This window comes from Helicobacter himalayensis, from assembly GCF_001602095.1.
Lineage (GTDB): Bacteria > Campylobacterota > Campylobacteria > Campylobacterales > Helicobacteraceae > Helicobacter_F > Helicobacter_F himalayensis.
Window position 1 is genome coordinate 1,037,699 of sequence record NZ_CP014991.1, and the last position, 20,846, is coordinate 1,058,544.

General features: G+C 36.2%; 21 protein-coding genes and 1 pseudogene. 5 read left to right on the forward strand and 17 right to left on the reverse strand.

The genetic code is table 11. From position 1 onward, the window contains the following. From A3217_RS05015 to A3217_RS05080, 15 genes and pseudogenes are all read right to left on the reverse strand, one after another. Nucleotides 1–930, reverse strand: coding sequence for a DNA adenine methylase (locus A3217_RS05015; protein WP_082807876.1), 930 nt, complete (start codon nt 928–930; stop codon nt 1–3). Next, entirely contained in the window at nt 920–1,672 is a 753-nt protein-coding gene (locus A3217_RS05020) for a hypothetical protein (protein ID WP_066388636.1), read from the reverse strand. The genes A3217_RS05015 and A3217_RS05020 overlap by 11 nt, the downstream gene beginning before the upstream one ends. Continuing rightward, a complete protein-coding gene (locus A3217_RS05025; protein ID WP_066388638.1) occupies nt 1,635–2,006 on the reverse strand; it encodes a hypothetical protein in 372 nt (123 codons plus the stop codon). Before A3217_RS05025 ends, A3217_RS05020 begins: the two co-directional genes overlap by 38 nt. A 213-nt stretch (nt 2,007–2,219) precedes the next feature. After that, a complete protein-coding gene (locus A3217_RS05030) occupies nt 2,220–2,993 on the reverse strand; it encodes a type II restriction enzyme (RefSeq protein ID WP_197456876.1) in 774 nt (257 codons plus the stop codon). Continuing rightward, nucleotides 2,986–3,843 (reverse strand): DNA adenine methylase, encoded by an 858-nt coding sequence (locus A3217_RS05035; protein ID WP_066388640.1) that lies wholly within the window; start codon nt 3,841–3,843, stop codon nt 2,986–2,988. Before A3217_RS05035 ends, A3217_RS05030 begins: the two co-directional genes overlap by 8 nt. Further along, nucleotides 3,801–3,983, reverse strand: coding sequence for a hypothetical protein (locus tag A3217_RS09200; protein ID WP_197456877.1), 183 nt, complete (start codon nt 3,981–3,983; stop codon nt 3,801–3,803). Before A3217_RS09200 ends, A3217_RS05035 begins: the two co-directional genes overlap by 43 nt. A 98-nt stretch (nt 3,984–4,081) precedes the next feature. Beyond that, nucleotides 4,082–5,032, reverse strand: a complete 951-nt coding sequence (locus tag A3217_RS05040; RefSeq protein WP_066388642.1) for a DNA-methyltransferase — start codon at nt 5,030–5,032, stop codon at nt 4,082–4,084. 3 nt (nt 5,033–5,035) lie between these two features. Beyond that, entirely contained in the window at nt 5,036–6,004 is a 969-nt protein-coding gene (locus A3217_RS09015) for a DpnII family type II restriction endonuclease (protein ID WP_156471862.1), read from the reverse strand. 9 nt (nt 6,005–6,013) lie between these two features. Then, a complete protein-coding gene (locus tag A3217_RS05050) occupies nt 6,014–7,276 on the reverse strand; it encodes a GMP synthase (glutamine-hydrolyzing) (RefSeq protein WP_066388643.1) in 1,263 nt (420 codons plus the stop codon). Further along, nucleotides 7,266–7,898 (reverse strand): restriction endonuclease, encoded by a 633-nt coding sequence (locus tag A3217_RS05055; RefSeq protein ID WP_066388647.1) that lies wholly within the window; start codon nt 7,896–7,898, stop codon nt 7,266–7,268. The genes A3217_RS05050 and A3217_RS05055 overlap by 11 nt, the downstream gene beginning before the upstream one ends. Before the next feature lie 3 nt (nt 7,899–7,901). After that, a pseudogene (locus A3217_RS05060) lies at nt 7,902–8,126 on the reverse strand (GMP synthase (glutamine-hydrolyzing)); the annotation flags it as partial. Nucleotides 8,127–8,155: 29 nt separating this feature from the next. Continuing rightward, nucleotides 8,156–9,445 (reverse strand): modification methylase, encoded by a 1,290-nt coding sequence (locus A3217_RS05065; RefSeq protein ID WP_231860202.1) that lies wholly within the window; start codon nt 9,443–9,445, stop codon nt 8,156–8,158. After that, a complete protein-coding gene (locus tag A3217_RS05070; protein ID WP_066388651.1) occupies nt 9,445–10,194 on the reverse strand; it encodes a BsaWI family type II restriction enzyme in 750 nt (249 codons plus the stop codon). Before A3217_RS05070 ends, A3217_RS05065 begins: the two co-directional genes overlap by 1 nt. Before the next feature lie 34 nt (nt 10,195–10,228). Then, a complete protein-coding gene (gene guaA / locus A3217_RS08775) occupies nt 10,229–12,316 on the reverse strand; it encodes a glutamine-hydrolyzing GMP synthase (RefSeq protein ID WP_082807878.1) in 2,088 nt (695 codons plus the stop codon). Between the two features lie 189 nt (nt 12,317–12,505). Then, nucleotides 12,506–13,777, reverse strand: a complete 1,272-nt coding sequence (locus tag A3217_RS05080) for an ArsB/NhaD family transporter (RefSeq protein ID WP_066388654.1) — start codon at nt 13,775–13,777, stop codon at nt 12,506–12,508. Between the two features lie 162 nt (nt 13,778–13,939). Here A3217_RS05080 and mnmG point away from each other — a divergent pair, with 162 nt between their 5' ends. The 4 genes from mnmG to A3217_RS05100 are packed head-to-tail and all read left to right on the forward strand — an operon-like array spanning nt 13,940 to nt 17,792. Then, the gene (gene mnmG / locus A3217_RS05085) at nt 13,940–15,856 is read left to right on the forward strand and encodes a tRNA uridine-5-carboxymethylaminomethyl(34) synthesis enzyme MnmG (protein WP_066389738.1); all 1,917 of its coding nucleotides are present in this window, start codon (nt 13,940–13,942) and stop codon (nt 15,854–15,856) included. Nucleotides 15,857–15,865: 9 nt separating this feature from the next. After that, on the forward strand, nt 15,866–16,780 hold the full coding sequence (locus A3217_RS05090; protein WP_066388655.1) for a PDC sensor domain-containing protein: 915 nt from the start codon (nt 15,866–15,868) through the stop codon (nt 16,778–16,780). A gap of 21 nt (nt 16,781–16,801) precedes the next feature. After that, a complete protein-coding gene (locus tag A3217_RS05095) occupies nt 16,802–16,993 on the forward strand; it encodes a hypothetical protein (protein ID WP_066388656.1) in 192 nt (63 codons plus the stop codon). Next, nucleotides 16,968–17,792 (forward strand): hypothetical protein, encoded by an 825-nt coding sequence (locus A3217_RS05100; RefSeq protein ID WP_066388657.1) that lies wholly within the window; start codon nt 16,968–16,970, stop codon nt 17,790–17,792. The genes A3217_RS05095 and A3217_RS05100 overlap by 26 nt, the downstream gene beginning before the upstream one ends. 188 nt (nt 17,793–17,980) lie before the next feature. Here the strand turns inward: A3217_RS05100 and A3217_RS05105 are convergent, their stop codons facing one another. Together A3217_RS05105 and tpx are read right to left on the reverse strand one after the other, a co-directional pair. Continuing rightward, entirely contained in the window at nt 17,981–18,409 is a 429-nt protein-coding gene (locus A3217_RS05105) for a pyridoxamine 5'-phosphate oxidase family protein (protein ID WP_066388658.1), read from the reverse strand. 6 nt (nt 18,410–18,415) lie between these two features. Continuing rightward, a complete protein-coding gene (tpx, locus tag A3217_RS05110; protein WP_066388661.1) occupies nt 18,416–18,910 on the reverse strand; it encodes a thiol peroxidase in 495 nt (164 codons plus the stop codon). A gap of 85 nt (nt 18,911–18,995) precedes the next feature. Here tpx and A3217_RS05115 point away from each other — a divergent pair, with 85 nt between their 5' ends. Beyond that, nucleotides 18,996–20,420: a PhoH family protein gene (locus A3217_RS05115; protein ID WP_066388663.1), complete on the forward strand. Its 1,425-nt coding sequence runs from the start codon at nt 18,996–18,998 to the stop codon at nt 20,418–20,420. Nucleotides 20,421–20,846: the final 426 nt, after the last annotated feature.

Here is a 20,846-nt window from a genome sequence, read left to right on the forward strand (position 1 = left end):
CTATTCCCACTCTAATTTACCGGGGTTTGCTTGTGCCTGCACCACGCGGTTAATACTAATTGTGTTGTTTGAATAGTTAAAATAAAAATATTTCATATTGTTTTCTATTTCAAAATTAGCGATTAAAAGTTCCTTGCCAATATTTGCTTTTTCCTGCTTGTAATTATTCATTCCATATTGCAAAGTCCATTCTTTCACGCAAAAACCCTTATAAAGCTCTCGTATAAAATTACTATCATCATAAGTTAGCAAAAAATTATGCTTTGTATTTTTAAGATTATCACAAAGTTTTTGATGATTAAAACTCGTATGCAAATCGCCTTTTTTACCATAGAGTCTTGATTTTGTAGCAGAATAATAGGGTGGATCTAAGAACATAAAGACATCTTTGCCCTCTTTTTGCAAGAGATTCTCATAGCTCTCATTGCTAAAAATAAAGTTTTGCAAGATTATATCCATATTTTTAAGCCTATCAATGGAGCTTTGTGTAAAGCGAAATTCAAAAGCTTTTTGCGAATATCCTCCACAATCAACCACTCCACTAAAAGTAATGCGATTAAGCACGAAAAAATCCACAGCCCTTTGAAAATCATCTAAATTTTCATTCCTGCGACTTAAGATATTCTCATAAAGTTCTCTGCCATTTTTATAATATTTTTTAATGTTTTGAATTGCATTAATCAAAGCTTGATTTTGTGTTTTTAGGATGCTCCAAAAACAATACACATCTTTATTTAAATCATTTGCGAAAAATTGAATTTGTTTTTGATGTAAAAGATTTTGAGCAAGATAAATCCCCACACTTCCACCGCCAAAAAATGGCTCTCTATACTCACTAAAGCTTTGCGGAAAATAATCTTTTAAAATCTTAATCGCTCTACTTTTACCACCCGGATAACGAAGTGGTGATTTATAGAATCTAATATTCATTGTTTATCCAAATTTCAAAATGATTTTGTTTGGATTCTATATTTAAGGCTTTTAAGGTAGCAATTTGAGAACCAGAAAAAGCATTGTTTTTAATAAAAGAATCCAAATTTTTGCTTGGCAAAATAATACTATCTTGCAAAATGTTTGAGGTTAATCTCAAGACAATTTTAAAACTATCATATCTTTCAATTTTTGAGAGATTATTATAAAGCATAAGCTTTAAAAGTCCATCTTTTATATCATCATTACTCGGCAATAATGCGTTTTTACTATGTTTGCTCTCGCATAAATACAATGTATCATTTTTGAAAAACACATCATCAATTGTAAAAAAATATTCTCCTCCCAAATAATTATTTATAGTAATTTTTGCTTTCTTCCCTATGCCTATATTTTCTTTGGGTTGTAAAGTTAAAGCCTCTCTATTTTGAGCTTGTTTTGCCTTACCCCTTGAAAACTCCATAAAAGATTCTCTATTTTTAGAAATTTTGCATATAAAATTATCTATATTTTGCACATTATGAAGTTTTATTTTTAATGTATGAGAAATATCAATATAAGCATTTTTTGCCATTTTTGCTAATTTGGCAAGATTTTCACTGCTTAGCTGATTAAGATTCCAATGTAATGCTGATTGATAATACTTAATAAGTTGCTTGAGTTGATCTAAAATATATGCATTATTAAATGCTTGTTTAGTGATTTTACCAGCTTTTTTTTGGGTGAATTTCTGCTTTATCATAAAATCCCAAAATCACATAGATATTTAAAAGACTCATCAAAGAAATGCTATCCCATTGCAAGTAATCCATATCACCATTAATGCCCTCATCTTTAATAATTGGAATAATGCTAACAATCTTATTTGCATAGCTATCAAAAGTATCGTACATCCTTGCATAAGGATAAGAGCGGGTGCGCTTAGGGCTAACCCATTTGCTTAAAGCTAAAGTTTTATTTTGAAAATGAATCAAACACTTGCTGTGCAAAGAATTAATATTTGTAAAAGTGAAGCTTTCCAAATTTTCTTGCCATATTTTTGTATAAGAAAAATTTTTAATTTGTGCTTGTAACATAAAACTTCCTTAGGATTCCAATTTAGCCCACAGCTTTGCAATAATTCTCTTTATCCACAATGCCGCTCTTTTTCCGCGAATTTTACACTATAAGCATTAAATGTGTGATTTTAACAACAAAATCTAGGTGTAAAAATATCAAATCCATGTAGAATCAGAGATTTACGCAAGGATTCTCGGCTATTATCTTGCAAGATTTGATTTGTTAAAATCTTACTTTGTGTGCGTAATCCTATACTTTGCACTTGCTTTAAGGCAAATGCTGTTGTAATTATTTATATCCTTAAACTCAAATTCCCAAATCAAAAATTCACCACCACGCTTTTCAAAAATAACGTTGTTACTTGTTTTTGAGTATGAATACTCCATTGTCTTAGCGGATAATAAAGTTGTCGTATGATGATATTTTTTGTTTGAGTATTTTTTTGCCTCTATTAAAACAACTTTATCTCTCCCCTCAAATCCGCTATCTACCTCTGTTTGCACAGAAACTACTTTGATATTTTTGTAATATTGTGTATCAAAAGAAAATTCCGGCGTGTATTTCCGACCTCGTATGCTTAAAACCAAGCTTTCATCATTTAAAAATGTCCTTATAAGAGACGAAGCATAAGCAAAATCTAAATGTTGCATTTGAGAGTTTCCAACTTTTGCACTTTTTAGCTCAAAATCTAATTTGCTTATATAGGTTTCGCATTGTGTTTGAATGTCTGGAATATCAACATAACCCTCGCCTTTGCAGATAATATATTCCCCATTTTTGATAGGCAAAATAAAAAGTTCGTTATCAATAAAAATCTGTGGTCTATCCTCTCTACTATCTTGCTTGCATAAAATACGCACTTCTTTTTGCGAGACTTTGTGAAAGTCTTTTACGCATTTCTTAATTTGTCCTGCCTTTAATAAAAAGGGTTCTTTATTAAAATCGTGTTGATACATTTTTAAATCATCATAGATTTTTTGCCAGCTTTCATTATTTTTACTCATAATTTCCCCTAATCAAAAGTTCAGTAATTTCCCCTCTCTTATCGCCCTTACAATTAATCACTCTTTTTGCTTGAATTTCTATAATTTCAAAATCCTTATAAAGTTCTCTTATAAATTCTGCATTAGAATTGCTTTGTAAAACTTTTATGCCTTTAGAATCTAGCTCCCTAAAAACATTATAAAGCCTGAATTGTTCTTCTTTTAAAAAATTATCCGTATAGCTTACAAAGCTAGAGGTTTGGCTAAGTGGATAATAAGGCGGGTCAAAATATACAAAATCTCCCTTTTTAGCGTTTTTGATAGCCATTTCAAAATCAATATGCATAATGCTCACATTTTTTAAGGCATTATGCGCATTCATAATCAAATCTTTATCATAAATCTTAGGATTTTTATAACTTCCCATAGGTGTGTTAAACTCGCCCTTAGCGTTGTAGCGACATAATCCGTTAAAACAAGTTTTATTAAGATAAATAAACCTTGCAGCGCGAAAAAAGGGATTGAAATTGGCAAAGTTTTTTTGTCTATCAAGATTGCGAATGTGATAAAAAGTTTCTTTATTATGCGTATTTTGTAAAATTTCTAGCTCTACTAAAAGTTTTTCAGGATTATCTTGGATTGCTTGATAGGCGTTGATAAGCTCTTTATTTTTGTCATTCAAATAAATTTTAGATGCGCATAATCCTTGATTATGCAAAGCAAAAAACAAAGCCCCGCCACCCACAAATGGTTCAAAATAGCACTTGAAATGCTTTGGGATAAAAGGCATTATCGTATCTATCAACGCCCTTTTTCCACCCGCCCATTTTACAAAAGGCTTAGATTCTGCATTTTCAAATGAGTGTTGCAATATTTTATCCTTATGTGACTCTTTTCTGTAAATTTTACACTATAAGCATTAAAAATGTGTGATTTTAATAACAAAATCTGTGGTGTAAAACTTCCTTGATTAATCGTTTGGATTCTATCTAAATGCATTTGGATTGCCATTTCTCTCCCTACTCCCACTCTAATTTAGCCGGTGGTTTGCTTGGCTTGTCTGCATCACGCGGTTAATGCCTTGTGTTTTATTGATGATACACTTCTTATCAAGCTTCTAACATTAAGATATTATCAAAAAGATTTATCCTTTCTTTGCCTGTATTTTTTAGTTTTATTTTTTGTATATCAATATGTTTTATGTTTTGTGGAATCTCAAAGTATTTTTTGAGTCCCTCCCAATCACATTCTCTCAATGTAACAATTTCATTTAAATGAAAGCTCACATAAAATTCTCCTATTTGAGACACAAAATATTCAGAATCTATTTTGTCTTGTGCAATTTCACAATACTGCTCATCTTTCTCAAAACCTATAAAATTTCTCCCGAGTCGTTTTGCGGCAATTGCTGTTGTTCCTGTCCCTAAAAATGGATCTAAAATTGTATCCCCCTCTTCACTGCTCATCAAAATAATCCTCTCTAGCAAATGAATAGGAAGTTGGCAGGGGTGGTTATCTCTATTTTTAGTGTGTCTTATGCGATGAATATCTGTCCATACATCAGAACAAAGAGGTCCAAAAGGATGCAAAATACCCTTTTTCCCTCCATAGTCTTTAACTAAAATGCCCTTCCTGTCTCTCTTGTGTGGATAGCGAACTTCTTTAAATCTACTTTTCACCTCACCTTTTGAATAAAATAATATTCCATAATGTGCGGGTTGCAAGGTTTTTCCCATCGGAGCGGTCATTGCCTCCCAACTTATCCAATGCCTAAACATAGCTTTATCATTGAGAAAATTTGCATAATAGACAAGCCATTTTGGAATATTGTGCAAAAAAATAAAGCCATCATTTTTGAGTACTCTTACACATTCGTTTATCCATTTTTCACACCATTGCAGATATTCAGATTCTAAGAGTTTATCTTTATGGGAATTGTATTTTTTTTTAAGATTAAAAGGTGGGTCGGCAAAAACGCAGTCTATACTATTACTTGGAATTTTTTTTAATAATTCTAAACAATCACCTTGTAAAATTTCATTCATAGGTAAGTTTTTCATTTTTTACACCTTAAAAATATTTTTAAGCATTAATTCAAATCGTTGTAATTCATCACAACGAAAAGTAAAAACTTCATCATAAGCCTCAACCATACGCCTTAAATCTTGTTTGCGAACATACCAGCCAATCCCATCAATAAATCCATAAAACTTAGCATTTGGATAATGCTTTTTAATCAACATTCCTACTGTAATCTCTGTTTTTGCCTTATCGCCTTGCCCAGAACTTGTTGTGCTTAAAAAAGAGGATTCTATAATAATTTGCGGATTTTGTTTATTCGGAATAATAAAATCCATAGTGCGTTTGCTAAGGTTTTCATTTAAACCTAAAAGTGGCAAGTCTCCACTATCATAATAAATAGATAAACGAGAGAGAATTTCTTTAATCGTGGATTCTGGATTATTCTGCATAGCACCTGAATAACTCCCTTTTTGGCGATAGCGAATAAGTGTGTCAATCATTGCATTTTTATCAAAATTAACTTTTTGTAAATTTAATTTATTGAGTTCAAATAAAGGTAATGTTTTAGCCAAAAAGGGGTTAGATGAGCCTTGAAAAAAGAGATTAATGAGTCCTTTTGCAAAATTTTCATTATTTTTAATGAGATTTTTTATTTTTTTATCACCCCATTCTTTTAAATCTGTCTCAGTATTATGTGTATTCCAATGTTGCATATTAAGAAGCATTGACAAATCATTATCTTTTACGATTCGTGCAATCGTAATAATTCTTTTGAGGTTTTCATTAGCAATACCATTAAGCACGAGTAAAGCTTCTAATCCAAATTCATTTGTTTGTATAAAATTGACAAAAACCTCTTCTTTACAGCCTTGATTTAAGATTTGATTTTGCAAATTCAATAGTAAAGTCTTTATAAGGTTAATTGTGTTTGCCTCATAGCTTTCTTCAAATTGTGAATTTGAAAAATAAAAAGAGTTTTTCTCAATCACAATATTATATTTCTTACTCATAATCTCCCCCTACTCCCACTCAATTGTGCCCGGTGGCTTAGAAGTGATGTCATACACCACGCGGTTAATGCCCTCTACTTCATTGATGATTCTATTGTTTGCAAATTCTAAAAAACTAGAATCTAGCACTGCATTTTCTAGGCTTCGTTGTGAAAACAAAAATCTTCCATCGCATACAAATCCAAGCTCCTCCCAATCAACATTATTGAGCCTCTCACATAATATTCCCAATATCACAGAATCCACCTTAAATTTTGGAAAAACTGCTAGGACTGAACCATCATAAGCCTTGCATTCGTGAATAAAAAATGGCTTTTTATTGCGCGTTTTAGTATTGACATAAATGCGTGATTTTTCACTTTTATAATAATCCCTTCCCCATTCCCACCAATTTTCCTCATTGAATTTTTTAATCCTCCGCCTTAAAAGCTGCCCTTTAAAATCTTGTAAATACGCACAATTTTTACCATAGATTCCATAAATCATTTTTCTCGTTTTGCCACTTTTAGCAGTAGTAGAATTTACAAATTCCACATTACCAACCTCTTCATTTGTAAAGATAGAATCTGCACCACTTACTGCTCCAACTTTGACAAAAAATAAATCTTTAAAAGGAATCGTGTAGGCTTTTTTAGTGAAAAGTAGCTGTCCATTTACACAGGAAAACTCTCTTAAACACTGCGTCTTGCGAGTAAAATTATCCTTTTCAAACCTCCAAATCGCACAATTTGGCTGGGCATTGTCAAAAATCTTTTTATCACCCAAATCAATAAAATGCGTGATACTACCTTGAGAAAATAAAAACTCATTTAAACGCACACTTGAGGTTGATTTCAAAAAATCTCGTGGGGTAATAAAAATCAACTCTCCTCCCTCTTTTAAGTGCAAAATACATTTGTAGATGAAAAAAAGATAAAGATTTGAGCGAGAATCAAAAAGCCTAGAATAAGGTTTAAGAAGTGTCTTTGTAGATGTAGCAATATCTTGATAACGCACATAAGGCGGATTCCCAATAATGCAATCAAATTTTTCATTCACAGGATAGCCAAAAAAATCTTCTTGCAAAACCGCCTTATCACAAACTACACTAGAATCTATTTCAATACCCACTTTATTTTTAGGTAGATTTTCAAAAAACGCCCCATTGCCACAGCTTGGCTCTAAAAATCGCGGATTTTGTAGAATCTTTGTGCTTTGAATGAGGCTTAGCATATCACTTACAATATAGCTTGGGGTAAAAACCTGCCCTAAAGTTTCTACATTAAGATTCATAAAAATATCTCCTAAAATGCAAATAAGCATCAGCTCTAAGTTTTAAAGATTCCTCAAAAGTTCCAAGTAAAAAAGCTTTTGCACTTTCAAAATCTCTATTTATCAGTTTGCGATTATTGTCCCATTTAGCTTGAAAGGGGAGATTGTTGCCATTTGGCAAGATAGATTCTAAACTTTTTAACGAAGTAGCAAACACATCACTAGGATTATCTTTGTTTATAATTAAAAAATAATAATCCTTGCCATTTGGTTCTAGATTCTCACTTAAAGTTTTGAAATATATTTCCCAGCTTACACCATTATTAAAAGGTGGAATTTTACCTGTTAAGGCATAATAGATTCCTAGTTTGCAGTTGAGATTATCAGTTGTTTTTGTCGTGCTAACTTTAATATTTACAGGATAAAATACATTATTTTCATAAAAACTAAAATCTACCCAATCACGCATATTTGGGTGATTTATTACAAATTTTGATTCTAAAAGTCTAAAAATTTCATCTTCGTTAAAAGCTGAATTTATCCGCCCATCACGACTTTGAGTGCTTAGTTGTAAGTTTTGTTTTTTAAGAAAAACTACTATGTCATTTAATAGATTTGGCAATGTGGTTTTGTTTTCACTCATTCCCTACTCCCACTCAATAGTTCCCGGTGGCTTAGAAGTGATGTCATACACCACGCGGTTAATGCCATCTACTTCATTGATTATGCGATTACTCACAGATTCTAAAAAGCTATGTGGCAAATGCGCAAAACTTGCTGTCATTCCATCTAGTGCCTCCACTGCACGCACACAAATGGTATTATCATAAGTGCGATTATCGCCCATTACCTCAACGCTTTTGATATTTATCTTATATTTACTTAAGATTCTAAAGCCCATTATAATTTCTCACACACAACAATATACTCTTCGTTCATTGTATTGGATTTATATCCACTTTTATTGCTTGGTGAATTTTGAAGTGGCATTGATTTGTTAGAAATTTTGCGTTTAATTGTTTGCAAGTGCATAAAACCATTATTGCAAAAAACTTCGGCAATAAATTTATCAGTAGGAAGTTCTATATTTTTTACTCTGCGATTGCCTACTATAAAAAATACTTTACCACCGAGATTTATAGAATTTATTAAAGATTGAATGTTAGATTCCAAATCAAAATAAAAGCTTGAGATTTCTAGAGCTCTTTTTTTATCTGCTTTATCAATCTCTATAATGTAATCCCTAATCAATCCTTTATTATAGAGATTTTTAGCCTTTATGCCCCCCATAAGCCTAGAGTCTAATTTCCTAGCGTCTTTAAAACCTAACCATTCGTTAATAAAAGTGCTAAATTGCCCATACGCCACAGTGGTTTTAGAATCTCCATAAGGTGGGCTTGTTAGTAAAGTATCAAATTTTTGCTTTGGATTTTGAAAATTCGCATTACTAAGATTAAGATTAACTTCTTGTAATTTTGGTTGATAAAATTGCAAATAATCCTTTAAAATAGTTTCTATATTTTTGATAAAAATGGCATATACATTGGGCTTATAATTTTCATAATTCTTCATTCTAAAGAGCTTAAATTCATTATTACGAGTATAGCTACACTCTCGCAAAGTCTCACTAAAACTAAGCATAAAGAGATTTTGCACATTTTTATCCTCTAAATTTTTAAGATGAGAAAAAATCAGTTTTAAATCTTGCTGTGCGTTTTTATCTATCCAAAAATCAAGATTGGTAATATTCTCCAAAGGATTAAAATCTAAAGAAGGTTTATTTTTAGATTCTAATTGACGCAATAATCTTTCCTTTTGTCTAATAAGATAAGAGGATTCTATATAAGTCATTCTCGCCTTTGAAATTGTTATCGCTAAAGGATTTAAATCAAAACCTACAAAATGTTTAATTCCATATTCTAAACCACTTACAAAGCTACTTCCGCTCCCACAAAATGGGTCTAAAAGATTACTTTTTTTTGCTTTAAACTCTTTTAATAACTCTAAGCCAATTTGAGGAAGCATTGTTGCGGGATATTTATGTAAATTAGGATACATTGACGCGTAAGATTGCCCCAAAAAGTCGTATTTAGGTTTATAAATTGCTAGATATTCTTGCTTTTTAGAATCTCTAATCGTGTGTTTTGGCGCAAAATCTGCATTGAAGCGGGGTTTTTCTAAAAATGTCATTAGAGTTTCTCGCTTATGTAATCAATTAAAGCACTTAAGGGTTTTATAAAATTTCCTGTTTGTATATTTTTGCCAATAAATGCGCAATCAAAAAATTTGAACATTCCCCTATGTTGAGGATTATTGATTTCATTGTAGAAATTTACAGTGGCAAAACATACAAGCGGTAATATAGGAGGATTATAAGAAATGTCATATTTTTCTTTAATGCTAGATTCTGTATTGGCGATTTCCATTAAAAGCTTCCATTTATAAGTCTGTCCCGCCCTTTCACGCAAGGAAGTTTTAAGCGACAAAATTAAACATTTGTGGAATTTATTTTTAGAATCTAAGCTATAAATCACCAAATCCACATCGGGCTTTTGTATCTCCTCCCCCACTTTGATATAAAATAAATCTTGCCATTGTGGAACAGAAGAAATTTTAGAGGTAATGAAAATATTTTGTCTTATATTGCCTTGTTCTTTATTTTTAAGAAATACCCAAACAATAAGGTTTGAAAATGCTCCTCCAGCAATACTTTTTCTCGCTTGACTCGCGTCTCTTATTTCGCCCTGTTGAATTCTATTTTGAATAAGAATTTCTACTTCATCTTTGCAATCTACAAGGTAATCATAGAGATGATTAAAAATTTCTTGCAATCCAAATTTTTGAGTAGAAATATCAACATTAATTTTTGCAATCATTGGTTGCATATAATATCTAGATTCTATATCTTGCAAGGTTTTTATTTCATCTTTGTTTAACATTTTGTAACTCATAGTTTTTATTATTTATACTCCATTACTCCCACTCAATTGTGCCCGGTGGCTTAGAAGTGATGTCATACACCACGCGGTTAATGCCCTCTACTTCATTGATTATGCGATTACTCACAGATTCTAAAAAGCTATGTGGCAAGTGTGCAAAACTCGCAGTCATTCCATCTAGTGCCTCCACTGCACGCACACAAATGGTATTATCATAAGTGCGATTATCGCCCATTACTCCCACACTGCACACATTTAAAAGCACGCAAAATGCCTGCCAAACTTTATCATAAAGCCCCGCCTTATAAAGCTCTTCTACAAAGATAGAATCCGCCTCGCGCAATAAATCTAAATCCGCCCTATTCACCTCTCCCATAATGCGAATAGCAAGTCCGGGTCCGGGAAATGGATGGCGCATAAGCATAGATTCTGGCATTCCTAGCTCCCTGCCTAATGCCCTCACTTCATCTTTAAAAAGCTCTCTTAAAGGCTCTATTAACTCAAATTGCATCCATTCAGGCAACCCGCCTACATTATGATGGCTTTTTATCGTCTTAGATGGTCCTTTCACGCTTACAGATTCTATCACATCGGGATAGAGTGTGCCTTGTGCTAGGAATTTTATCTCACCCTTTGCATTGTGCTTTTTTGCCTCTTTTTCAAAGACTTCTATGAAAGTCTCGCCGATGATTTTACGCTTCATCTCTGGGTCAATCACACCTTTAAGCCTCTCTAAAAACAACACACTCGCATCACACACAATCAAAGGCACTTTTAAGTTTTCTTTAAACATCTTCTCAACTGCCTCTCTCTCACCTTTACGCAAAAGCCCCGTATCCACAAATACAGGGATAAGGGCATCTCCTATGGCATGATATAAAAGCGTGGCAACAACGCTAGAATCCACCCCACCACTTACAGCGCATAAGACTTTTTGCCCTAGTTTTTGCGCGTTTTTAGAATCCCAAGATTTTCCAAAAACTCTTTTTCTTAGTTTTATAATCTCTGTTTGAGCAAAATTACGCATATTCCAGCTTGTATCCGCACCACAAATTTGCAGGGCAAAATTCTTTAGAATCTCCCCTCCGCACTCACTATGCACAACTTCAGGGTGAAACTGCAGTGCATAAATGTTTTGCTTCAAATTTGCTATCGCGCAATAATGCGTGTTCCCAGACTTTGCAAGCTCTACAAAACCTTGCGGGATAGATTCCACCTTATCAGCGTGGCTCATCCATACGATAGAATTCTGCTTAACATTATGAAATAAAACATTATGCGATTTTAAAGCACTTGCTAAAACTGCATTTGAAACTTCCAAATGCACAATTGCAAAATCCCTTCCTTGAGAATCTTTTGCACTTCTGCCTATCTCTTTAAATCCTAATTTCTGGTAGAATTTTAGCCCCCGCGCATTATCTGCATTGCAATCTACTACAATGCTATCAAACTGCTTCAGATGTCGCATAAATGCTTCACGCAATAATGCCCTCCCCACACCACGTCTAAAAAACTTCGGATGCACAAAAAGCATTTCAATACGATTGTGCTCTACTCCAAGAAAGCCTAAAAATGTCTCTTCATCAGTTGCTACAAGTGTATTTTTAGATTTTTCCAAAAGCGCATTAACATCGTTTTTAATTTCCAAAATAGCATTCTCTGTTAAAAATTCGTGGCTATCTCTAACAGAATCCTCCCACAAATCCACAAGTGCCACCTTTGGCATTTTTTTATGGTCAAATTCACTAAAAGTTAAATTCTCTTCTATATTGAGAATCTCCAAAACCGCCTTGCCAAACTCTTGCGCCTCTGCCCTCACCACAGAGCCACCAAAAAAATGCGCGATATATTGCATACCATAGCAAATGCCAAGCACAGGGATTCCTAACTCAAATATCCTAGAATCAGGCTTATATGCGCCCTCTTCATACACGCTAGCAGGTCCTCCGCTTAAAATAATGCCTTTAGGTTGCTTTGCCTTAATAGAATCTAGTGTTTCAAAATACGGAACAATCTCTGTATAGATTCCATATTCGCGCAGTCGCCTAGCGATTAATTGCGTGTATTGAGAGCCAAAATCCAAAACCAAAATTTCCACATTTGCTAAAAAATCTTGTCGCATAAAAACCCTTGTAAGAGATAAATTTCCAAATGATAATAGAACAAGATTCTAACAAAAATTAACTTAAGTCTATAAACTTCAAGCTACAAGCTATGCTTTAGTGTGCATTTAGCATAAAGGTAATGCTAAAAATTACAACTCCAAAAGCGAGAATTTACCCACACAATGTGCGGAGCAAAAGCACAAGTCTCACATAAGAGTGTAAATATGCAATCCCAAAAGCGCACCACATAACACAAAAGGCGTGATGAGCAAAGAGACAAATACATATTGCAAAAAGCTAATAGAGATTCCATATCGCTTCAAACTTGCAAGCCATAGCAATGTCGCTAGAGAGCCTATGGGAGTGAGCTTTGCACCGATATTGCAACCTAGTAAATGCGCAAAAATTAGCTCTCTGGCAGAATCTAAAAGTGCCAAATCTCCAAGCATTACCATTGGCAGATTATTAATTACACTTGCTCCAAGACTTGAAGCAATACCTACGCTAAAGATTCCAAAAAATGGTGAAAATGTATCAAAATGCCTTAAGCCATTTTGCAAAAACTCCACTAAGCCTATATTTTTTAGCCCAAAAACCACAACAAACAACCCCAAGCTAAAGACAACAATACTCAAAGGAGCTTCTTTTAGAATGGCAGAAAATTTAAGCTTTTGCGTTGAGATTCCACAAATTACGCTTAAACTTGCTACCACAAGCGTAAAAACGCTAAGTGGGATTCCAAACTCTTCCCCGCTAATAACACCAACAAGCAACACCACTATCAAACTTGCACAAAAAAACGTGATACTAGGCTTTGGTAAGTGGCTAGTGTTGAGATTAAACTCCAAAGTTTTTGGGAGTTTGCGCATAAATAGAATCCAAAATAGCACAATGCAAGCTAGAATGCTAAAGAGTTGTGGAAGTGCCATAAAAAGCATAAAATCTACAAATTTAATCCCAAAAAAATCTGCGGTGATGATGTTTGTAAGATTTGAAAAAGTAAATACATTCGAAGCAAAATCACTCATAAATCCTATAAATAGCAAAAAAATAATCAATGGATTGCGTGAGAATTTCACATTTTTAAGATGTGCTAAAAGCGCGATAACAAGTGGCGTTAGGATTAAAATCGCGCCATCGTTTGCAAAAAAAGTTGCTAAAAGACTTGCAAGTAAGCCCATAAGCAAATAGAATTTCCACATTTGCAAACTCTGTTTATGTGTAGAGAGTTTTAACATAAAATGCGCTAAGACTTCAAAAAAGCCAAGTTTCTCAAGTGCGAGTGCAAAAATGATAAGCCCAATGAGTGCTAAAGAGCTATTCCAAACCATTCCCCACACAAAGAAAACATCACTTAAGCTCACACTTCCTAAAGCTAGACTAAAAAGCGCGCCAAGTGTGCTAGTAAGCCAAATTGGCATACCAAATGGGCGTGTAAAAATCCCAAGCATTACAAGAGAAAATATTACAAATGCCATAAACCTTCCTACGATAATCTAACTTAAGACGATCATTATAATGAAGCAAACTTAAATAAAATCTTTGAAAATTTAAAGTTAAAGGCTAAAATGCGCGCTTCTTAAAATCCCCAAAAATTTTAAGCTCTACAAGGTAACAAAATGGATAGTAAAGGTAGCAAAATGGACGAGCATTTTGATGTGATTGTCGTAGGTGGTGGGCACGCAGGGCTTGAAGCTGCGTGCGCGGCTGCGAAAATGGGCGCAAAAACGCATCTTTTCACAATTTTACTTCAAAATCTCGCGCTTGCAAGCTGCAATCCAGCCGTTGGCGGACTTGGCAAAGGACATTTAGTGAAAGAAATTGACGCACTTGGCGGTGTGATGGGGCAAATCACAGATGAATGCGGTTTGCAATTTCGCACGCTCAATGCTTCAAAAGGTCCTGCTGTGCGTGGCACAAGAGCGCAAATTGATATGGATATTTACCCCATTATCGCAAAAAAAATCGCACTTAACACCCCAAACCTTAGTCTTTCTCAAGAGCTCATCACGGATTTAATCACAACCACAGATGAGAATCCACGCCCAAAAGTCATAGGTGTCAAAAGCAATCTCGGCAAGAGCTACTACGCAAAATGCGTGATTCTCACTACCGGCACATTTTTGCGAGGGCTTATTCACATTGGTGAAAAACAGCTTAAAAACGGACGTTTTGGGGAATTAAGCGCGGAAGATTTAGCGCATTCTTTCCACGCGCTTGGACTTGAAGTAGGCAGGTTAAAAACCGGCACATGTGCTAGGATTGATGGACGCAGTATTGATTTTAGCGATTTAGAAGCCCACCACGGAGACAGCAACCCACCACATTTTAGCGCACGCACAAAGGATTTTAACCCCAAGCAGATTCCGTGTTTTGTGACTTATACTAATGAAAAAACGCATAAAATTATCCGTGCAAATTTCCACCGCGCGCCACTTTTTACAGGACAGATTCAAGGTGTGGGACCGCGCTATTGTCCAAGCATTGAAGATAAAGTCAATCGCTTTGCGGATAAAACGCGCCATCAGCTTTTCTTAGAGCCACAAACGCGCGATTGTGTGGAATACTACATTAATGGGCTTTCAACCTCGCTCCCAACGGAAGTGCAAGAGGAGATGATACACAGCATTAAGGGCTTGGAAAACGCGCGCATTACGCGCTATGGCTATGCCATAGAGTATGATTTCGTGCAACCCACGCAGTTATGGCACACGCTAGAGTGCAAAAAATGTGAGAATCTTTTCCTCGCAGGGCAAATCAATGGCACAACAGGATATGAAGAAGCCGCCGCACTTGGGCTTATGGCAGGGATTAACGCGGTAAAAAAACTCCAAAACAGAGCGCCTTTAATCTTGCGCCGCAATGAGGGCTATATTGGTGTGATGATTGATGATTTAGTGACTAAAGGCACAAATGAGCCCTATAGGGTTTTTACCTCGCGTGCGGAATATCGCCTACTTTTGCGCGAGGATAATGCGTATTTGCGCCTTGGTGGCTATGGCTATGAGTGCGCACTTGTGAGTGAAGCGGAGTTTGAAGCGATAAATAAGGATAAAAAAGATATTGCACGTGTGCTTGAATTTCTCGCGCAAACCTCAATCACGCCAAACAAGCCAAACAAGGAGCTTTTAGAATCCCTACATTTAAAAGCCATTAATGATAAAACCACACTTTTACAAACGCTAAGTATTAATGAATTTAGCAATGACGCGCTATGCGCGCTATGCAAAGCGTTTGGTTTGGAGCTAGATTCTCTAAGCGAAAGGGCATTAGAGCAAGTGCGCATAGAATCCAAATACGCAAGCTACATTAGCAAGCAAGCAGATTCTTTGCAAAATATGGAGCAAATGCTCAGTGTGGAAATCCCGCAAGATTTTAGCTTTGATGGGATTCCGGGATTAAGTTTAGAAGTAATTGAAAAGCTAAAAAAATTTAATCCAAAATCGCTTTTTGAAGCCAGTCGCATAAGCGGGATAACGCCAGCAAGTCTTGATGTATTGCATTTGTATATTCATTTGCGACAAAAGCGCGCACAAGCTATGCAAGCCCAAATTTAAGGAGAATCTATGCTTTCAAAGGACATTTTAGCCTATTCAAAGGTGCGCTACGAACTGCGCGCATATATGACTTATCTTTTCGAGCAAAATATCCACGAAACGCCACAAATAAACCTAGAGCAGATTCTTAAAGGTGTGGAGAAAATCAAAGATGAAATCAAGGATTTTGAGTTAATTTATGTGCTAGATTCTAAGGGCAATCAACTAAGCTACATTGCTTCCAAAACAAACTTGAGTTGCGTGCATTCCAAGCTTAATGAAAATTATGCTGATAGGGCGTATTTTTATGAAGCCATAGAGGAGGAGCGCTGTATCGTAACCAACCCCTACCCGACTATGCATAGTGGCAAGCTCATCGTAACGGCATCTTATCCCATTTATGACCACAAGCACAAATTGCAGTATGTCATCTGTATCGATGTGCGCCTAAGCGACGCACTCAAAATCACCGCTACCACGCCACTTTTCAATACTTTTTCACACCTCAGTACGATAATGTATTTTATGATTTCCACTATGCTTGGGCTTATTGCATTACTATTGATGATAAAAGGTTTTATGAGTTTTTGGGATTCGGTAGAGCATTTCCGCGATTTTAAGACGGAAAATATTTTCCGCTCGACAATTCTACTCACACTCGCGCTTGCGATTTTAGACTTGGTGAAGACGATTTTTGAAGAAGAGGTGCTTGGGCGCAATATCCACGAAAACAGCGGGCTTGTCAATCGCACTATGATTCGCTTCCTTGGTTCAGTCATCATCGCGCTTGCAATTGAAGCACTTATGCTGGTGTTTAAATTTACCTTGCAATTGCCAGAAGAGATTATATACGCGGTGTATTTGTTGCTTGGTGTATCCGCGCTGCTCATTGGGCTTGCAGTTTATGTCAAACTCACCGCAACGCCAAAACGAAGACAAAATTAACCCACAACATAAGGAGAACCTATGAAAAAACAATTTAAAAAAATGCTTGCAAAGCTAAAAAATTTCTTTTTGTCAGAGAATCTACAACGTTTGGAGCAAATACTTATGGCTCAAGGCAAGGTTCTAAGTTTGCAAAATACACAAATCGCCCACGCTCTCAAATCTACAAAATCTCAAGCTGTGCTAAATGCCAACAAGGGGGGGGGGCAATAGTTATAATCTTGCGCCATTTTTTATAGAATCTGCAGAATTTCGCATCTTTAGTCAAAATGGCGAAGATGGAATTATCGATTTTTTAATCCAACTTCTTGATTTAAGCGCATATCCAAAGGCATTTATTGAATTTGGTGTGGAAAACTACACAGAATCCAACACACGTTTTTTATTGAAAAACCGCAATTTTCAAGGCTTGGTGCTTGATGGAAGTAGCGAAAATATAGAATCTATCAAACGCGATGAGCTTTATTGGAGGCACGATTTAGAAGCACAATGCGCTTTTATCACAAAAGAAAATATTAATGAGATTATCAAATCCTACCTCAAGTCGCGCGATTTAGAAAATGTTGCGCTTTTAAGCATTGATATTGATGGGAATGATTACTATGTGTGGGAGGCAATTAGATGTATCAAACCTGCGATTGTGGTGGTGGAATATAATGCTATTTTTGGAGCACAAAAATGTGTAAGTGTGCCTTATCGCGCTGATTTCAATCGCTTTAACGCGCATTTTAGTGGGCTTTATTTCGGTGCGAGTATTCGCGCGCTAATCCAGCTTGGCGAGAAAAAAGGCTATGTTTTTGTAGGGGCAGATTCTAGCGGGACAAATCTTTTCTTCATAAAAAATCATTTCAAAGAAGAACTCTCACTCATTGCTACACACAGCCTAGAATCTTACTGCACGCGTCATCTTGCACGACAATCACGCGATATTAATGCTAAGCTTACTTTCCTTTTCCACATAGCAAGAGAGAAAGAAATTGCACATTTGCCACTTTTTGAGCCACAAAAATAAGATTCTATTCCATTAAATGTATCACTTACAAGAGCAAAGCCCCTGACAAGCTCCGCTTCTATTCCTTAAAATGTATCGCTTACGCGGAAATAAATCCCGCTTCAGCTCCGCTACGCGTGCATACTCAACGCGTTTTGGCTGATGAGATTCTAAGATTCTCTCGCCTTGAATGGTGTTTTTAGATTCTATTATTCCTTAAATTGCGCTGTATTGTTTTGCATATCCTGAATCTGCGCACTAATATTTTGCAAGTAAAACACCGCAAACTCCTCACTATCGGCACTTCCATAGATTTGAGCCACAAGCGGATATTTTTCAAACATCGCTTTTTTAGCATCTTTATCTTGGCTAATGCGCGCTTGAGCCCTTAAGCGCAAAAACACGCCCTCATTATTGCACGAGCAATACTCGATATTAGCGTGGTTTTGAATATGTTTGTAGAGATTTTTTTTCGTAGAAGTTGCAAAATAGATTTTCCCATTATAAAGCAAGGCACTTTGCACGGGGCGCACTCGTGGATTCCCACAAGTGCCTAAAGTCGCCAAAAACCCAGCAGGATTGGAATCTAAAAATTCTACAATAGATTCTAAAGAATCTAGCTTTAAGGTATTTGCCACAGCAACCTACCTTACCGCGTTAAGCGCGTTGTCGTAGTTCGGCTCGTTTGTGATTTCATCACAAATCTCTTGATGCACAACCTTGCCTTGTGGATCTACCACAATCACCGCGCGTGTTAGCACACCTCTAAGCGGAGAAGATTCTAGCAAAAGCCCATATTTTTTTCCGAACTCCTTTTCTACAAAATCACTTGCTACGATAAGATTTTCGATTCCCTCAGTGCTGCAAAAGCGCCCCTGTGCGAAAGGCAAATCAACTGACACCACAAATACTTTTGCATTTGGCAAGCTTGCTGCTTTTTGGTTAAAAGTCCTTGCTTGCACCGCACAAACGCCTGTATCTAGGCTTGGTACGACATTAATGATTTGATAAATGCCCTGCGCGCCACCTACCTGCACTGCGCTAAGATCTTTACCCACGAGCTGCACGCTTGGCGCGCTATCGCCTACTTTCAAACTGCTTCCAAATAATTTCACTGCGTCTCCGCGAAATGCTGCCATTTCCTATCCTTTAAAAAAATTTGATTGTTGGCGAATTTATCCAAAACTGCTACAATCTGCGCCAAATTCTACTTGGGGCTAGTAATTGAATAGTAAATTAAACGCCAAATCCTACCTTTTAGACACTTCTATCATTTTAGATGATGTGCAAAATATCATCTATCTTTACCAAAATGGACAAAACAGGCTTTTTCTTACCGACACAATCATCGATGAGCTTGATAGCAAAAAAGAGTTGCAAAATGAAATGGGCTATTTTGTGCGCGAGTTTTTCCGCAATATCCACACGCTTAGTGAATCTAAGCTAAAAACAGAATCCGCAAAGCTTTTGCGCGCACAAGATTCTGATTTTATTAGTGAAGTGGTTTTTAAAAGTGAAAATCTTAGTGTGCCTTTAACGCTCATTTATCGCCCACACTACAAAGCCTCAGTCACCGAGCGTAGCCACAATGACTCAAAAATCATAGAAATCGCCAAAGAATACAAGCTTACGCTTTTGACAAATGATATTTCGCTCAAAATCCGCGCCCTTGCGCAAAATATCAGCGCGCAATCACTCTTTCGCAATCGTGTCGAAAATCCAGAACAAATCGATTTTTGGCATCGCTTTGAACTGCACAAAGAACAAGACCTAAGCACGCTTAGCAAAAATGCGGTGTTTCAGAAGCTTAGCGATTGGAGTTTGTGCGAAATTGATGAGATGGATAATACCGACAACGCGCTCTATTACACAGGGCGCAAGTTTTTCGCGCTCAAGGTTGAAGGAAAATGCGAGCCATGCGATATCGATGCTTTACTTGAAGCGCATAAGCCCTACATTTTGCCTGCGAATTTAGAGCAAAAGATGCTCTATGCTCTACTTTTGCACCCTAAAAATTTTCTTACCATTGCCACTGGCGCCACAGGAAGCGGAAAGACGCTCATTGCTCTGCAAGCGGGCATTAGCCTTTTAAAAAGTGGCGCGGTGGAAGGAATCATCTATCTACGCAACACCATCACAGCCACAGACAAGGAAGCCGAGCTGGGATTCCGCAAAGGTGATGAGACACAGAAATTGAGCTATTTTATGTATCCACTTTTTAGCGCGATAAATTTTATGATTGACAAACTTCAGCAAACTTCTTTGGCGAAAAAAATCGAATATCGTGGCGAGGTCAAAACCATTGAAAAAATGGAGGCAACAGAGTATTTTTTGCAAAAACATAAAATCGAGGTGATTGACATAGCCCACGCGCGTGGGATTACGCTTTCAAATAAGTTTATTATTTTTGATGAAGTGCAAAACGCCTCAAATGCGACCATCAAACTTATCGGCACGCGCGTGGGCGAGGGAAGTCGGATTGTGTTTTTGGGCGATTGGGCGCAGATTGATCACCCTTATCTTAGCAGATTCCGTAATGGCGCATTGAGCTTGCTTAAAAAGGCGCTTGAAAATAATATGATTGCTGGAATCCAACTCCGCCAAACTATCCGTAGCGAAGTGGCAAAATGGTTTGGGGATTTTGAATAAATTCTGTTTTAGAATCCTTAGCTCTATTCCTTAAAATTATATCGCCTTCGCGGGAGTGAATCCCGCTTCAGCTCCGCTTCGCGCGCATATTCAACGCGGTTTGGTTGATTGAATTCTAAGATTCTGTAATGTTGTTTTAGAATCCTTAGATTCTATTCCTTAAAATTATATCGCCTTCGCGGGAGTGAATCCCGCTTCAGCTCCGCTTCGCGCGCATATTCAACGCGGTTTGGTTGATTGAATTCTAAGATTCTGTAATGTTGTTTTAGAATCCTTAGATTCTATTCCTTAAAATTATATCGCCTTCGCGGGAGTGAATCCCGCTTCAGCTCCGCTTCGCGCGCATATTCAACGCGGTTTGGTTGATTGAATTCTAAGATTCTGTAATGTTGTTTTAGAATCCTTAGATTCTATTCCTTAAAATTA

Excerpts from the sequence above, each read along its gene's own strand:
- A3217_RS05015 (WP_082807876.1), bottom strand. The coding sequence starts at position 930 with ATGAATATTAGATTCTATAAATCACCACTTCGTTATCCGGGTGGTAAA.
- A3217_RS05020 (WP_066388636.1), bottom strand. The coding sequence starts at position 1,672 with ATGATAAAGCAGAAATTCACCCAAAAAAAAGCTGGTAAAATCACTAAA.
- A3217_RS05025 (WP_066388638.1), bottom strand. The coding sequence starts at position 2,006 with ATGTTACAAGCACAAATTAAAAATTTTTCTTATACAAAAATATGGCAA.
- A3217_RS05030 (WP_197456876.1), bottom strand. The coding sequence starts at position 2,993 with ATGAGTAAAAATAATGAAAGCTGGCAAAAAATCTATGATGATTTAAAA.
- A3217_RS09200 (WP_197456877.1), bottom strand. The coding sequence starts at position 3,983 with ATGGCAATCCAAATGCATTTAGATAGAATCCAAACGATTAATCAAGGA.
- A3217_RS05040 (WP_066388642.1), bottom strand. The coding sequence starts at position 5,032 with ATGAAAAACTTACCTATGAATGAAATTTTACAAGGTGATTGTTTAGAA.
- A3217_RS09015 (WP_156471862.1), bottom strand. The coding sequence starts at position 6,004 with ATGAGTAAGAAATATAATATTGTGATTGAGAAAAACTCTTTTTATTTT.
- A3217_RS05050 (WP_066388643.1), bottom strand. The coding sequence starts at position 7,276 with ATGAATCTTAATGTAGAAACTTTAGGGCAGGTTTTTACCCCAAGCTAT.
- A3217_RS05055 (WP_066388647.1), bottom strand. The coding sequence starts at position 7,898 with ATGAGTGAAAACAAAACCACATTGCCAAATCTATTAAATGACATAGTA.
- A3217_RS05065 (WP_231860202.1), bottom strand. The coding sequence starts at position 9,445 with ATGACATTTTTAGAAAAACCCCGCTTCAATGCAGATTTTGCGCCAAAA.
- A3217_RS05070 (WP_066388651.1), bottom strand. The coding sequence starts at position 10,194 with ATGTTAAACAAAGATGAAATAAAAACCTTGCAAGATATAGAATCTAGA.
- guaA (WP_082807878.1), bottom strand. The coding sequence starts at position 12,316 with ATGCGACAAGATTTTTTAGCAAATGTGGAAATTTTGGTTTTGGATTTT.
- A3217_RS05080 (WP_066388654.1), bottom strand. The coding sequence starts at position 13,777 with ATGGCATTTGTAATATTTTCTCTTGTAATGCTTGGGATTTTTACACGC.
- mnmG (WP_066389738.1), top strand. The coding sequence starts at position 13,940 with ATGGACGAGCATTTTGATGTGATTGTCGTAGGTGGTGGGCACGCAGGG.
- A3217_RS05090 (WP_066388655.1), top strand. The coding sequence starts at position 15,866 with ATGCTTTCAAAGGACATTTTAGCCTATTCAAAGGTGCGCTACGAACTG.
- A3217_RS05095 (WP_066388656.1), top strand. The coding sequence starts at position 16,802 with ATGAAAAAACAATTTAAAAAAATGCTTGCAAAGCTAAAAAATTTCTTT.
- A3217_RS05100 (WP_066388657.1), top strand. The coding sequence starts at position 16,968 with ATGCCAACAAGGGGGGGGGGCAATAGTTATAATCTTGCGCCATTTTTT.
- tpx (WP_066388661.1), bottom strand. The coding sequence starts at position 18,910 with ATGGCAGCATTTCGCGGAGACGCAGTGAAATTATTTGGAAGCAGTTTG.